Origin of the sequence: Cytobacillus firmus NBRC 15306, assembly GCF_001591465.1 — a bacterium.
GTDB lineage: Bacteria > Bacillota > Bacilli > Bacillales > Cytobacillaceae > Cytobacillus > Cytobacillus firmus.
Window position 1 is genome coordinate 1 of sequence record NZ_BCUY01000031.1, and the last position, 15,723, is coordinate 15,723.

Genomic DNA, 15,723 nt, shown 5'->3' on the forward strand with positions numbered 1-15,723 from the left:
GTCTTTTCGAAGAAGACTAATGATTTAAACGTTGACGTTTTGTTCGTTCAGTTTTCAAAGATCGATCTGCCGCTCAGAAGCGACTTTATTAATATATCATTTCTCAATCGCTTCGTCAACAACTTTTTTAAAAACTTTCAAATGCTGTTAGCGTCTCAAGCGACTGTTTTTCTATAATAACACCTGTTGCCCAGAAGGTCAACAAGTTATTCAAGAAAAATACAAAGATTTTTTTACCCTATCAAATAAAAAGAAACCAGCTGTTAGAACCGCAGCTAGTTTCTTCTATATTATATATTATTGTTTTGAGATAACGATGATATCTTTTTCTTTAAGGTCAACAGCGCCCGGCTTATTAATTTTAATTGCTTCACCCTGCTGAAGGTTTGTGAATACGATCGGTGTAATAATAGAAGTGGCGTTTTGCCCGATATAATCAAGATCCACTTTCAACAACGGCTGCCCTGCTTTTACACGGTCATTCTCAGCAACTAACGCTTCAAATCCCTGACCTTTCAGGTTTACTGTATCAATACCTACATGGATAAGGATTTCGCGGCCGGAATCTGAAAGAATGCCGATTGCATGCTTTGTCGGGAACATGTTAACGATTTTCCCGTCTACCGGTGATACAACTGTTCCTTCTGCGGGTACAATTGCAAAACCATCACCCATCATTTTCCCTGAGAATACAGCGTCAGGTACTTCCGTTATCGGTTTAATTTCCCCTTTGATTGGTGAAATGAATAGATCTTCCTTGTGCTCAGTCTGAAGAGCTTCAGGATTTACTTCTTCAATTTGCTGTTCAACTCCGCCTTCCGGAGCTTTTTCAACTACGCGCGGTCTTTTGCCGCTCATGATATCTTTCATTTGGCCTTTGATTGTTTCAGACCTTGGGCCAAAGATAGCCTGAATGTTGTTTCCAACTTCCAGTACTCCAGACGCACCAAGTTTCTTCAAGCGTTCTTTGTCTACATTTTTAATATCGTTTACTGATACACGAAGTCGAGTAATACAAGCATCAAGATGAGCGATGTTTTCTTGTCCACCCATAGCATCAAGAACTTCATATGGAAGATCTCCACCTTTGCCTGAAGAAGCTGATTCTTCATCTTCTACTTCTTCACGGCCCGGAGTCATTAAATTAAATTTGCGGATGGCAAATCTAAAGCCAAAGTAATAGATCACAGCAAATACCAATCCAACCGGAATAACAATCCAGGCATTTGTCTGAGGGTTGATTAATCCGAATAGGATATAGTCAATCAAACCGCCTGAAAAAGTCATGCCGATTTTCACATCCAAGAGATGCATGGTCATAAACGAAAGACCTGCAAACACAGCGTGTACAGCAAACAGGATCGGAGCTACAAACAGGAATGAGAATTCAAGCGGCTCTGTGATACCTGTTAAGAAAGAAGTTAATGCCGCAGACGCCATAAGACCTCCGACTACCACTTTCTTTTCAGGACGTGCTTCATGATAAATGGCTAATGCAGCTGCAGGAAGACCGAACATCATGAACGGGAATTTACCAGTCATAAATGTACCCGCAGTAAGGTTTTGTACATTGTCACTGATTTGCGCCATGAAAATCCGCTGGTCACCGCGGACTGTTTCACCTGCATTCGTTACATACTGTCCAAATTCATACCAGAACGGAGAGTAGAAAATATGATGCAGACCAAAAGGGATCAGCGACCGTTCAATTAAGCCAAATATAAATGCTGATAAAGTCAGGTTCGCATGAACCATGTTTTGTGAGAAAGCATTTAATCCTTCCTGGATTGGCGGCCAAATAACCAGCATCAGCAAACCAAGGACTACTGATGTTGCAGCCGTAATAATGGGAACGAAACGTTTCCCGGCAAAGAATCCTAAGTATGAAGGAAGTTCGATTTCATAGAATTTGTTGTATAATGCAGCAGCGATAATCCCAACTATAATACCGCCGAATACACCTGTCTGCAGAGTTGGAATTCCTAAGATACTCGCATAATTAAGTCCATTTACATCCTCTGCCGTTATTCCGGCAGCCGTACCCATTGTCACGTTCATAATCAAATAACCGATAATGGCAGCAAGTGCAGCTACACCTTCACCTCCTGCTAAACCAACAGCTACACCAACCGCAAATAGCACCGGCAAGTTAGCAAAGACGATATCCCCTGCTTTTTGCATAACCTGGGCAACGATCTCGACCCCGCTGTTATCCAGGAACGGAGCCAGCTCAAGAAGCGCCGGATTCTGCAGAGCCGCACCAAGAGCAAGCAGGATCCCCGCTGCAGGCAGCAATGCTACAGGAAGCATCAAGGCTTTCCCGACTTTTTGCAGGACGCCAAATACTTTTTTAAACATATGTTAACCCCCTAAAATTTTTACTCATTAAGCGTTTTCATTTAATAGCGGCAACCATTAAAAAAATAAAAAAGGCATGAGGAAAAAAGGATAGAATTCAGGTGCGCACAAGGGTATCATACCCTATTTACCTAAATTCAATTACCTTTCTTCACTCATGCCTGATCGAATCAGTAACACGTAAAGACTTGCCATTGCTGGACAAGATAATCGTAATTAATTTATTTTCTTTTGAAGCCTTTGCAGATGCATAGTCAGATACACAGCTTCTGCATTATAGACTGGTTTTTTTAATGTTTGCTGCATTACTTTAATGAGCTTCCAAGAGAGATTGTAGCACACCGGATATTCCTCTTTCAAGAGTGAAGTTATTTTTTCCGGTTCTTCTACGACCTCCCCTTTGTTAACCCTTTCAATTGTGAAGCGGATGTGGCGGACAAGCCTCATATAATCAATGCTGTCTTTATCAATCTTAATGTCAAGCTGTTCTTCAATCATGTTCACAAGATGGGTTACCAGTTGGGAATGCTGATTGACTTCGGTTAAATCGCGGTTCATAACAGCACTATGTACATGGAGGGCAATGAACCCGATCTCCCCTTCAGGCAAATAAATGCCGGTTCGCTGTCCTATAAGGTCCACAACTTCGTGGGCAATTTCGTATTCAAATGGGTAGAGAGTTTTGGTTTCGATAAGAAAAGGATTTTTCATTTCCATCCCTTTTTTCAGGCGTGTTATCGCAAACATCAAGTGATCAGTTAACGCAACATGGATATGTTCATTAAGTATGGAATTCGCCCTTTGTTTAATCAATTCAATTGAGGAGATAATTGTTTCAAGCAATTCATTATCCACAAAAGGCATCAGTTTAATATAATTCTCCTGCTCTTTTTCATTTTTAAGCACAAAGAGCTTTTCAACCAAAGCAGAATCAATTGGCTGGCCAGACTTCCGGCTGAAGCCAATCCCTTTGCCGATAAGAACGACTTCTCCAAATGACTTGTGGCTGCCAATGAGGACATTATTATTAAGCACTTTTTTAACCTTATACTCACCCATTCTCTTCTCCCCGCCCATTAAACAAATGTACTCTCATGGTATTAAAGCCTGTCCGGGAAGTCAACGGATTGATTTGAATAAAAAAAAGAGACCCGCATCCCAGCGGGCCCCACACATCCTATTACTTCAGGAAAATGAAATACATAACAAATATGACAAACAGCACATACATGATTGGGTGGATCTCTTTAATTCTTCCTTTTACAATCATGGTGATTGGATAGAAAATAAATCCGATTGCGATTCCTGTTGCGATACTGTAAGTTAATGGCATTGCAATAATAGTAAGGAAGGCTGGAACTGCAATTTCAAACTTTGTCCAATCAATGTTGCCTAATGAAGCAACCATCAGTACACCGACAATGATCAGCGCCGGAGCAGTCACTGCAGAAGTTATAACCTCTAATAGCGGGAAGAAGAATAATGATAACAGGAAGAATCCCGCTGTTACAATCGATGCAAATCCTGTTCTCGCACCTGCCGCAACCCCTGATGAAGACTCAATAAAGGAAGTTGTCGTTGATGTTCCGAATATCGCGCCAACTACTGTTGCTGTGGAGTCAGCCAGAAGTGCTTTACCTGCGCGAGGCAATTTATTTTCCTTCATTAAACCCGCCTGGTTGGCAACACCCACTAACGTTCCTGCTGTATCAAAGAAGTCGACGAACAGGAATGTCAGGACAACGACCAGCATGCTGGTTGAGAAGAATGAAGGGTCGCTGTATGCCCCGAACGCCGCTCCGAACGTTGGAGCCACACTTGGCACGGAATCAACAACCTTTCCCGGAACATCAATTAAGCCGGCAATCATCCCAGCAACTGTGGTGATTACCATACCTATAAAAATTCCGCCCTTAATTCCTTTTGTCATCAGAATAACTGTTATCACAATGCCGAAAATGGCCAGTAGCACATTTCCATCAGTAAAATCCCCTAATCCAACAAGGACAGCATCATTGTTGACAATCAGCCCTGCACTTTGAGCACCGACAAATGTAATAAACAAACCGATTCCGGCACTGACCGCATACTTTAATTCAGCAGGAATGGAGTTAATAATTTTTTCACGCAGACCTGAAAGGGATAAAAAGATAAAGATAATCCCTGAAATCAAAACCCCGCCTAATGCATGCTGCCAAGGGATTCCCATCGTTAAAACAACAGTATAAGCAAAAAATGCATTCAATCCCATACCCGGAGCAAGTGCAATCGGATATCTGGCCAGCACCCCCATCAATAGGGATCCAATTGCCGCAGCCACTGCTGTTGCCACAAATACTGCCCCATAGTCCATTCTCATGGCATCCGGCAAATCCGGTATATCCATTAACGATAAAGTAATCGGGTTAACGACTAAAATATAAGCCATTGCTAAAAACGTTGTGAGTCCGCCGATGAACTCACGGCGATAGTTAGTACCAAGTTCTTCAAACTGGAAGTACTTCTTCATTTCTTTTCCCCCTATTGTCTATCCTTATTTTCACAATAAAAAAACTCCGGTATTGAGTACCGGAGCATTGACAACTGGCTCGTGCTTGCCATAGGGAAAAACAAAGAAGAATAAAGGCAAAAACATCCCTATTTGCACTTACCTCGTAGTCAAGCAATTTACGGCAGCTCGGTAGAAACTTTTGGGCCATATCCCCAATATTATACGACGTAAAACGACATATTTAATTCTTCTTTATCATAGCACCTCAAAAAGTCCTAGTCAATAGAAAAAGCGAACATTTTCATGTTCGCTTTTTATTAATGTTCGTATTTTATTCCCACTCAATCGTAGCAGGCGGCTTGCTCGTAATATCGTACACAACCCGGTTGACATGTGATACTTCATTCACGATTCTTGTTGAAATAATCTCCAGTACATCCCAAGGGATACGGGCCCAGTCAGATGTCATGCCATCAATTGAAGTAACGGCACGAATTCCAATAGTATAATCATATGTCCGGGCATCACCCATTACCCCCACACTGCGGATGTCGGGCAGAACAGTGAAATATTGCCAAATATCACGATCCAGACCTGCCTTTTTAATTTCCTCACGCAAAATGGCATCAGACTCGCGTACAATTTCCAGCTTGTCTTCTGAAATCTCCCCCAGAACGCGGATACCTAATCCTGGACCAGGGAATGGCTGTCTCCACACGATTTCATCTGGAATGCCAAGCTCAGTTCCCAATGCACGCACCTCATCTTTAAACAGCGTGTTAAGCGGCTCAATAAGCTTAAATTGCATATCTTCAGGAAGCCCGCCTACATTGTGATGAGATTTAATCGTCTGGGCAGTAGCTGTTCCACTTTCAATAATATCGGTATAAAGTGTTCCTTGCGCAAGGAAATCAATGCCTTGAAGCTTAGCAGCTTCATCATCGAATACATAGATGAATTCATTGCCGATGATTTTACGTTTTTGTTCAGGATCGCTCACACCTCTAAGCTTATTCATAAAGCGCTCCTGGGCATCCACTTTAATGACATTCATATTAAAGCCATCAGCAAATGTCTTCATGACGCCTTCTGCTTCATCTTTTCTCAGCAGGCCGTGATCGACGAAGATACAAGTCAGCTGGTCGCCGATTGCTTTATGAATAAGAACGGCAACAACAGATGAATCAACACCGCCGCTCAATGCGCAAAGAACTTTCTTATCTCCAACTTCCTGGCGGATCTTTTCCATTTCAATTTCAATGAAATTCTCCATTGACCAATCGCCAGTACAGCCGCAAACGCCGAACACAAAGTTTTTCAGCATATCATTTCCATGAACAGAGTGGCGCACCTCAGGGTGGAATTGAACAGCGTATAAACCGCGCTCTTCATTGCTCATAGCCGCAATCGGGCATGACGGATTGGTTCCATCCACTGTAAAACCTGCCGGAGCCTCTACGACAAGATCGCCATGGCTCATCCAGACAGTCTGTTCTCGAGGAAGATCTGTAAACAATTTAGATTCATTTTCAATTTTCATAATTGCCTTCCCGTATTCACGGTGCTTGGCAGGCTCTACTTTTCCATCAAAATGCATGGTCATCAGCTGCATGCCATAGCAGATACCAAAAATCGGCAATCCCAGTTCAAATATTTCTTCATCGCATCTGAAAGCATTTTCGCCATACACGCTGTTAGGTCCGCCAGAGAAAATAATTCCTTTCGGATTCATTTCCTTGATTTCTGCAGCTGTAATCGTATGCGGATGCAGCTCGCTGTACACACCAAACTCACGAATTCTGCGTGTGATTAACTGATTGTACTGGCTTCCAAAGTCCAGCACTACGATCATTTCCTGATTTTGAAGTTCTGTTTTCCCCGTCACACTGTTCACCCCATTAATTTTGTTATATTGCCTTTAGTCTTCTCTCCTGCAGATAAAATATCTAGTAAAAATATAATTTCTCAAGCATTTCATATATTTCAGCGGGAAGCTGGACAATAAAAAAACCGGAACTCTTTCTCCACAAAAAAAGTGAAGGCAGAATTCCGGTTTTCACGTATAGCAAAAAACTTCTTCTGCCTTCATAGTCAGATCATTTACGGCGATCCGGTAGAGACTTTCGAACCATATTATCGAGGATATATGAAGGTGCATGATTTAATTGTGTAAAACGGCAAAACCCGAACAATATGCCGCTGTCTTATTTGCCTATTGTAACAACAGCCACAAATCCCGGTCAAGCTATTGTCCTTTTAATTAAATTTTCCCACAATTCCTTCGTATCATTCCAGCTTCCTTCTTTCAGGACCCCCCTGTAGACAAGCTCTTCGTAGCGTGCTGTCAGCCTGCTCATTTCCCTTGTTGAGAAAAAGCTGTCAACATACTTGGCATAATCCCTTAAGGTTTGTCCGCTTTTCCGTTTTAACCCGTATCGGTCTAATTCTTTTAAAAGAATCAGGTAAGCCTTGGAGAAGTGCTCATCATTCCTTGTTCTTTTAAATCTCCAGATGAAATAATGAGGCAGCCATTTACCCCGTTTTTGGAAAATCACGATAACAAGCAAAGCAGCTGCCGCTACGGCTGCTCCGATGACTTTCCAATGTTCTTTAAAGAAAGACTCTATATTGCCCCAAAGCTTTTCTAAAGTAAAAGCCGATTCTTTCGATGATGTTACTTCAGGCTTGTCCGGCTTGACAGGAGTCTCAGTCTCTTTTGGCTCTTCTGCCTCCGGCTGGCTCGTATTTTGGCCTGCAGTGTCAAAGTTGAACTGAACGTTATTATTGAAACCCTGAGTTGGTTCAAATGGAACCCAGCCCATTTCAGGAAAATAAATTTCCACCCATGAATGGGCATTATTATTGGTTATTTCAAATAAACGGAGACCAGACCCGAGCGATTGCTTGAATTCTCCTTCTGTATAGCCCTTCACCCATCTTGCCGGCAATCCGATTGACCTCGCCATAACCACCATGGAAGAAGAGAAATTGTCGCAATACCCCTGCTTGGTATCAAATAAAAATTGGTCCACATAATCCTCATTCTCATCCGGAACAGCTACGTCTGTCTGGCTGTAGGTATATTCTGCCCTTCGGAAATACCTCTCAAGCTCCCTCGCTTTTTCAAACCAATCCGGCTTATCCTGAGTGATTTCCTGCGCCAGCTCCCTGACTCTTTTTGGTAATTCTTCAGGCAGCTGTGTATATCGGGACAAAAATTCCTCAGGAAGTGATTCCGCTTGTGCTCCCGATGCCTTCATGGCAGTTACACTGTATTCAGGCACCGCAAAACCCAATTTGTAATCTTCCAATGCAAATGGCCTTCCACTATCCAATGTCCGGATCTTTTCTGTGGCCGTTTCCAGCTCATAGGTAATGAAAGGCGAAGCTTTAATACTTTTTAACCCTAATGGATACACCACATGAGGGTAATTCATAAATGTATAAACGGAGCTTACTTCTTCAGTGGTTTCAATTGCATCGTTGTCGATGAACGATGTAACCGGGATTTCCTCTCCCAATCCGAACGGAAGATATTCCCCTTCAGGCTGGGAGGTTACCCATCCCTTGCCTGTATACGTATCTTTCGTTTCCACCTTCCAGTAATGGCGGGACTCCACTTCAGCCCTGAAAACAACAGCGTTATCTCCTATAAAAGGGCCGCCAAGGCGGGAATCGTCTTCACCATAGCCGATTTTCTGAATGCCCGGTCCATCACCCCCGCTGTTTTGCCCATAGGATTTAATAAACGGAACAGGATCAGGCCAAATCGGTTCTGCCTTAGGAGCAGCAAATCCCAATCCGGTGCTTAGCGCGATCAGGGCAGTCAGCGGAATCATCCATTTTCGCGATAGAGAGGCTTCTTTCTTCAGCCCTTCCTGCTCCAGAAGGCGGTTAAACGTTAAGATGCCCATAACCGCAAAGCCCGCAATAACTGTCCTGACAATTGCTGCGTCTGCTGTGTAAGGCGTAAAGGTGTCCAGGACCGTTATATAAATGAGTGTCATGAAAAAGAAAATGAAAATCTGCCTGCGATTAATCAGCCAGTACTGAATCAAATAGGTCATCAGCCACAGCAGTATGAAAAACAGCAGGCTTCTGAAAAGATTGGTTATGGCGGGCCAGTCTCTCTCAGCAAGCAAACCAAAGTTGTGCCATATATCCGATGCAAATGAGGCTATCCATGAAAACTGAAAAAAGGAGCCTTCAAAATATAAATAATGCAGCTCATATAAAATATAAATCACCTTAATAATACTGCTCATTACTGGACTTACACCAAAGAAAGCCAGCAGGAGTGACAATACAAGGAACACAAGGAAAACGATAATATTCGACGTATCTGTCAGCTCTTCAACCGGGCGCAGCCATTCCCATAATAAGAAAAAGCCAAGAACATAAAGAAGAAAGGTGGCAAAATCCTTTTGAACCCGCTGATATCTCATTACATGCCCACCCCCGAAAACACATCTGCAAAATGTCCGTTATGAACTAATATGACACGTATTCCCCTGGCATTCGCAGAGGCTTTAAGCAGCAGTTCATCACCGGAAGGAGATTCATGCTCATTTTTGATTAAAAATATAGTCATGGTCCCATTTTTGGACGTGAAAAATCCGGCTTTCTCTATAAGTGCTTTTGTTAATTGCGCTGTAACAATCATCAGCTGACTGTTCTGCTGCAGAAGAAAATGCTCTGCTTCAAGAACCCGGTCCACGGATGCTGCCGAATCATCTTTTATTTTTGCCAAATGATGAAACAGCTGGAGCTGGTGTGCTTCTCCGCCTCTGATCGGAAAAGCTGTCCTGACAGCTGCAGAGGTCAAAAACCCAACCTGTGCTCCTTTACGGAGAATCGCCTTCACAATGGAAGCAGTAAACGAAACGATGGCCTCGAATCGGCTATCCGGTGCACAGTCCATCAGAATGTAGACATCGTGAGATTGCCTTTGTTCAAATTCTTTGGTCATAATATCATTTCGCTTAGCGCTGGCTTTCCAGTTAATCCAGGAAAATCTGTCTCCCGGCTGATACTCCCTGATGCCGATTGCCATGGAAGTATCCCTTTGCACCCGTTCTTTTGAAGCAGTCATTCCCTGGTCGTAATGATGTGCCATGGGCTTATAGATGATTTCCTCATACGCCGGGTAGACAATCATCCTGCTCTCAGCGGGAGCTTGCCTTTCTTTCTCTACTAAACCAAGCAGATCACCTGTTTTAAAACGGACAGAGGCAAAAAAATGCTCTCCCCTGGGCAGACTGTTAATCTTGTATTGAATGGACATTTCCTTCTGGAACCCCGGAAATAAGAATCTCTTTGCCTCGTTTGACTTCCTGGCATGCAGGAGCTGTTCACTCATTTCATCCTCAATGACTAGGTACAATAAAGGAAAAGCTGATTCCCTGCTTATCCTCAAAGTAATCACAGCCTGCTCACCCGCATTGTATTCTGTTTTCGGCAGGATCCGCTCCACTTTAATGCCGTTTAATGAATAAAACGACAGACCCAGTGCATATAAAGCAAACGGCACAAAGCTGTAAAACAAAAACCAGCTGACAAAGCCGCCCTGGAACATGGCATACGAAAAGGTGAACAAAATAAGCAGAAATAGCACAATCAGCTTCCAGACACCTTTCAGTGTATTTAACAGCTGTTTCATTTTACTTCACTAGCCTTTGTACAGGGACAGACACCCTGGCAATAACCCGGCCCACCACTTCTTCAGCGGTAATGCCTTCGAATTTCGCCTCGGATCTTAAGATAATTCTGTGAACAAAAACAGCTGGCGCCAAATACTGAATGTCATCCGGTAGAACATAATCGCGGCCATACATGAATGCATAAGCCTGGGCTGCTTTCATTAAAGCAATCGAACCGCGCGGACTGGCCCCTAAATACACACTGCTGTGGTTACGGGTTCCACCCGCAATCTCAACAATATAGCGTTTAATCGTTTGATCCACATGCACTTCTTTAATTTCTGTCTGCAGGGAGCGCAATTCAGCCAGATCCATTACCGTTTCCAGATCTTCTATCGGCGGAATGCGCTGCGCCCGGTTCAAGACCTCCATCTCATCCGCGATATCCGGATAACCCATTTTCATTTTTAAAAGGAATCTGTCCAGCTGCGCTTCCGGTAGTGGATAGGTTCCCTCATATTCGATGGGATTTTGCGTTGCCATAACGAAGAAGGGTCTTTCTAGACGATGCGTCACTCCGTCGATGGTCACACTGCTTTCTTCCATCCCTTCAAGAAGAGCGGATTGCGTCTTGGGAGAGGTTCGGTTGATCTCGTCTGCTAAAATAATATTGCCCATAATGGGACCAGGCCTGAACTGAAACTCCATTTCCTTCGGATTATAGATGGATACACCTGTCACATCCGAAGGCAGCAAATCAGGCGTAAACTGGATGCGTTTAAATGCAGCTCCGACTGATTTAGCAAGCGCACGTACCATCATCGTTTTCCCGACACCCGGAACATCTTCAAGCAATACATGGCCTTCCGCTAAAAGCGCCACTAGGCTTAACTCTGCGACATCCCTTTTGCCGATCATGACTTTTTCAATATTTCCTAATACCCTCTCAATTGCAGGGTGCATCTGATTTCGATCCATGTGAAATCTCTCCCCTTTATCTATATCTATAATCCCACTAATTTACAATTTCCTGAATTTAATTCTAACCTATTATATATTCGCTGTCGCGCTGGAAACTCCTGTGTTTTTCTTACGATGGTTCTATCTTCTAAATGGTTTTAAAACATAAATAAAGGCTGCTTCTCAGCAGCCGGAGACTGTTAGTTATGTCGGTTTCCATTCTGATCTATATAAAAAGATTCGATAAGAGTTCTTTCATAGGGCTTCCCATTTTCGGTAAGACCTTTTATTTCCGTTGTCACATTGTATACGCCTTCCTGTGAAAAATCGCTATCGGTCATGAGGCCAGGCTTTTCTCCTTTCGCTTTTTGCTGAAGCTTTTTCCCTGAAGAATCAAACCCGAAGCGGATCCATTTTGTTTTAAAGGCTTTATGACTTTTCGCAGACTTGCCCTGAATTTTATCATTTAACGGGCTGTTTAGTGTAACGGTGTATAGGTAAGATGCATTTGCCGGAGCCTTTAACAGCCAGCTTCCTGCTTCGGGATACTCGATTTCAAACTGGTGAATCCACGCTCCTTTGAAAAAATCGGATTCTTCCTTATACGCTTTTCCCGTTTTATATTCTTTTCCGTCCGGACTGATTAATTTTAATGCAGACAAATTCTTTTCGCTTAAAAAAGAAACGGTTATGGAGTTTACATTATCCTCTACCGAAAACTCCTCACTTATTGCATTGACAGCTTTCCCGCCTTTTACAATGGAATGGATGCGAGGCTTGCCGGCAGCGGCTTCTGAGGCTGAAGCTGAGAGAACTGCAGCAGGCTGAGTAATAGTGGTATAGGGCCTGAACACCTGAAATGTATGGGATCCTTCCCGAATGGTTGTATGATTCCAGCTGCCTTCCTGAACAATGGAAGCTCCAGGCAGCCGGGAATTAACTGATGTCACAACACCATCATTTTTTCCGTACTGACTCAGGTATAATCCTCCCCAGTAGGAAGCACTGCCAAATGAACCCCATTTGGTGCCGCCAAGTGTATAATAACGATTTTTTCCAGCATTCTGATGGGAATCTGTTAGGCTTCGAAAGTATTGCATACTGCCTGTCTGCAGGGATTCGGTTGCTTCATTATTGTTTCCGAGAAGGGCAGCAAGCCACCAGGCCGCGCTGCTGTGTGCAAGATCTGCAAGCTGGGTGCCATGATGAGGAGAGGATAGAGAGATGACGTTTGATACATATGGGTGGGCATGGTAATGCACGAGGGCTGTCTGAATATCCACACCGCCTTTGCTATAGCCAATGACCACCAGCTTTTTTCCGCCGAAATGATGGTACATTTCCAGGAGCTTTTCAGCCAGAATGGCACCATTCGTCCACATATCCCGGTCATGATGAAGATCAATGAAGGCTGTTTCATATCCATTTGCCAAAGCCACTTCATACATATCATTTCCTTCATGCCAGACAGCTGACGAATTATTATAGCCGTGCACAAATACAAGAGGTGATTTGGAAGGGTCAATAGCTTCAGGTGTTTCTCCGGCATACCAATAACCCGGAGTCCCGCTGTCATCACCGCCAAAGCCGCCAGCCTTCACCATACCAGGAAAAATCAGCATTATACAAAAGATCACTCCTGCCAATTGTTTTTTCAAGCTATTTCCTCCTTAATGGAGATCCGGACGGAGTCCAGTCAATTTTATTTTATAATTTTCAGAATATTTATTAAAGGGTATTTCGGATTAAATTCCCATTCATTTGGAAAATAATAAAAGCCACAGGAACAAGCCCCATGACTTTTTGCAGTTTAGTATGATACACCTGTACGGCTATGTGTTTTTTCAAACTCCGCTTGATTCGGATCAAAGTATTTGTCATTGAAAGCTGCCACGAATTTATCATCCTTAATGTAGCCTGCTCCCCATGTCGGATCCATCGTGAGCCAGATTCCATCCACCTTCACTTCCACCCATGCATGCTTCTGCGGCCAGAATCCGCCGAAAGCAGTTCCTTCAATAAAGCGGGCTTCCATGTTGCTTGCCCGAAGCAGAGCAATGGCCAGATACGAATAATCCTGGCAGACGCCCGTTTTGGAATCAAGTGTCTTGAGCGCACTATCATCCCAGCTGAAGTCATCTGTTTCGAGCTTATTCACATCATATGAAACGTTCTTCGCGACATAATCATAGACGGCTTTCGCTTTTTCCCTTTCACTGCTTATGCCTTCTGTCAGCTCCTGCGCCAATTCAGTAATTTCCGGCGCATCTGACTGAACGCCTCTGGAAGGAAGCAGGTCCCGCTTATCCTCCCCTGTTGACTCCACCTCAAATTTGGCAAATCCATAAAAGCGGAAATAATCACTATTTTCTTCCTTAATTTCCGGCACACTTAGTGTGACTTCATATGTGCCAGGACCAAACCTTAAATAAAATGAATCATCAAACGTGAAGTCTTCTACAGGGATAACATCCAGTGCTTCGTCTTCACCTTTTTTAGTCGTAATGTAAATATGATCTGTTTCAGGACCGAATTCTGCCTGCGGATCAATTTTTCCTTTTACAGAAAAGACACCATCAGACTTCTCACCGCCATACTGCGGGTATTCAAGCGCCACTCCCCGCTCCTCATATGTTTTAGAAAATTCAATTGGGCTCATCGTCCTATCAGACTCGTTGTCTATTAAAATGGTTGTGGCTGTCTGATAGTAATTTTCCCTCTCTTTGTCAGGAACAAGCACCTCAAGCTTGTGCAGGCCTTTTCCGTAGAATAACGGCACATCATAAGAGAACTTGCCATCTTTAAGCGAAATGACATGCTTCCACATATCCGATTCCTTATTCAGCTTTAGCATGATTGTATCTCCGTCTGTCAGACTTGATGCTTCACCTTTTAAATTGAATACTTCATTGCCTTTTAGATAGCTTGATTCAATGTCCAAAGTCATCTCTGCTTCCTGGCCAAACGGAGTAAACGTTACATCTCGCTCTGTATCCTGATTCACGTTGTGTACAGTGAACGAGGCAAGATCATAATAATAATTCTCACTATCCGTGCTTGGAAGCTGAACAGTTACCTTATACTCGCCTTCCCCATTAAATAAACGGATATTCTGTTTGAACTTCCCTTCTTTGATGGGTGCGTAGTATTCCAGATCATTCCCTGCCGGTCCCTCCGCTGTGGAACGAACCTTGATCCAGACATAATCTGATTTGAGATCAGAGTACTTCTCAACCTCTCCCTGCACAGCCAGCTTGCCATTTGCAGCAAACTCCTTATACTCCGGATTTTTCAGAGCTGCCCCGACTTCCTCACTGTAAGAAGTCAGCTCAAGGGGTTCTAGCTCGAGTTCCTTGTTTTTCTCTTTAACCAGATTTTCATATTTGTCTTCTTCCTTTTTCTCCGCTTTGGCTTCTGAATTGCTTTCAGAGCTGCTGCAGGCTGAGAGGAAGAGGAAGCTTGTTAATAATACGATTAATATGGTGATGGGGCTTTTCTTTGGCATGGGGTCCTCCTTTTTAATCTTTCTTGACTTTATTACGTGCGCAATGCCTTTTCGGTTTCATAGATTAAGAAACTCAAAACAAAAGCTCTTTATAGGGTTAGACCTTTAAAGAGCTTCTCTGGAGTACTGTTAAAAAAAATTCAATATCGATAGATATAATAGTATTTTCTATTAATTTTACTCAATCCTATGTTCCTGCCTGACATAGTTATCTTCTTCTCTTAACTTATCGAGGTCGATTTTCCGATCCCATACTTTCCTGGCATTGTCATTCATATAAGGAAAAATGTATTGATCTACAATTACCTGAAAATCACCATCATCCAAGAGATTATAGGTGCGAATCTTTATTTTTTGATCATCTAAGGTTTCAATAACAATGTCGTTAATAAGGTTTAATGGATTTCTTATCAAATCAATATTTCGGATGTTCTTTATTAAAACAGTGGCTTTTGGAGCAGTAACTGTACCTTTATCCCCCGGGACTATTTTCAGCAAAACCTTTCCCGGCATGAAACCAGGAAGGCTCCAAATAGTCAAATAAAGATAGAAGGGAGTGAAAACAATCCCTCCACCAAGATAGAGAAATGAATATTTTGAATTAAACTTCAAACCATGAATGATTAAGAAGATACATGCAATCAAAAATCCAACTGTAGCCAAAAACATCCATACATACATGAACTTAGAACCTTTTATGATTACCGTGTCACCTTTGTTCTGAATCATTGACAAACTATACTCACTCCTTGGACCCGGCGAGAAAGAGA

General features: G+C 42.9%; 10 protein-coding genes and 2 riboswitches. All 10 genes read right to left on the reverse strand.

Annotated elements, in window-relative coordinates; all coding sequences use genetic code 11:
- Positions 1 to 297: 297 nt before the first annotated feature.
- A complete protein-coding gene (gene ptsG, locus BFI01S_RS10730) occupies positions 298 to 2,358 on the reverse strand; it encodes a glucose-specific PTS transporter subunit IIBC (RefSeq protein WP_061792622.1) in 2,061 nt (686 codons plus the stop codon).
- A gap of 216 nt (positions 2,359 to 2,574) precedes the next feature.
- Complete coding sequence (glcT, locus tag BFI01S_RS10735; RefSeq protein WP_061792623.1) at positions 2,575 to 3,417, reverse strand: glucose PTS transporter transcription antiterminator GlcT; 843 nt, start codon at positions 3,415 to 3,417, stop codon at positions 2,575 to 2,577.
- 121 nt (positions 3,418 to 3,538) lie between these two features.
- A complete protein-coding gene (locus tag BFI01S_RS10740) occupies positions 3,539 to 4,867 on the reverse strand; it encodes an NCS2 family permease (protein ID WP_048010861.1) in 1,329 nt (442 codons plus the stop codon).
- Positions 4,868 to 4,993: 126 nt separating this feature from the next.
- Positions 4,994 to 5,095, reverse strand: a riboswitch (purine riboswitch).
- Positions 5,096 to 5,180: 85 nt separating this feature from the next.
- Positions 5,181 to 6,701, reverse strand: a complete 1,521-nt coding sequence (guaA, locus tag BFI01S_RS10745; RefSeq protein ID WP_163141780.1) for a glutamine-hydrolyzing GMP synthase — start codon at positions 6,699 to 6,701, stop codon at positions 5,181 to 5,183.
- Positions 6,702 to 6,917: 216 nt separating this feature from the next.
- Positions 6,918 to 7,019: riboswitch (purine riboswitch) on the reverse strand.
- Between the two features lie 70 nt (positions 7,020 to 7,089).
- Entirely contained in the window at positions 7,090 to 9,294 is a 2,205-nt protein-coding gene (locus tag BFI01S_RS10750; RefSeq protein WP_061792624.1) for a transglutaminase TgpA family protein, read from the reverse strand.
- Positions 9,294 to 10,508 (reverse strand): DUF58 domain-containing protein, encoded by a 1,215-nt coding sequence (locus tag BFI01S_RS10755; RefSeq protein WP_061792625.1) that lies wholly within the window; start codon positions 10,506 to 10,508, stop codon positions 9,294 to 9,296. Before BFI01S_RS10755 ends, BFI01S_RS10750 begins: the two co-directional genes overlap by 1 nt.
- A gap of 1 nt (position 10,509) precedes the next feature.
- Positions 10,510 to 11,466, reverse strand: coding sequence for an AAA family ATPase (locus BFI01S_RS10760; RefSeq protein ID WP_048010864.1), 957 nt, complete (start codon positions 11,464 to 11,466; stop codon positions 10,510 to 10,512).
- Between the two features lie 182 nt (positions 11,467 to 11,648).
- Positions 11,649 to 13,106 (reverse strand): esterase/lipase family protein, encoded by a 1,458-nt coding sequence (locus tag BFI01S_RS10765; RefSeq protein WP_082804506.1) that lies wholly within the window; start codon positions 13,104 to 13,106, stop codon positions 11,649 to 11,651.
- A 152-nt stretch (positions 13,107 to 13,258) separates the two neighbouring features.
- The gene (locus BFI01S_RS10770; protein ID WP_061792626.1) at positions 13,259 to 14,953 is read right to left on the reverse strand and encodes a transglutaminase-like domain-containing protein; all 1,695 of its coding nucleotides are present in this window, start codon (positions 14,951 to 14,953) and stop codon (positions 13,259 to 13,261) included.
- A 177-nt stretch (positions 14,954 to 15,130) separates the two neighbouring features.
- Positions 15,131 to 15,682 carry a DUF5381 family protein gene (locus tag BFI01S_RS10775; protein WP_061792646.1) on the reverse strand — a complete coding sequence of 184 codons (552 nt, stop codon included), beginning with the start codon at positions 15,680 to 15,682 and terminating at the stop codon, positions 15,131 to 15,133.
- Between the last annotated feature and the right edge of the window lie 41 nt (positions 15,683 to 15,723).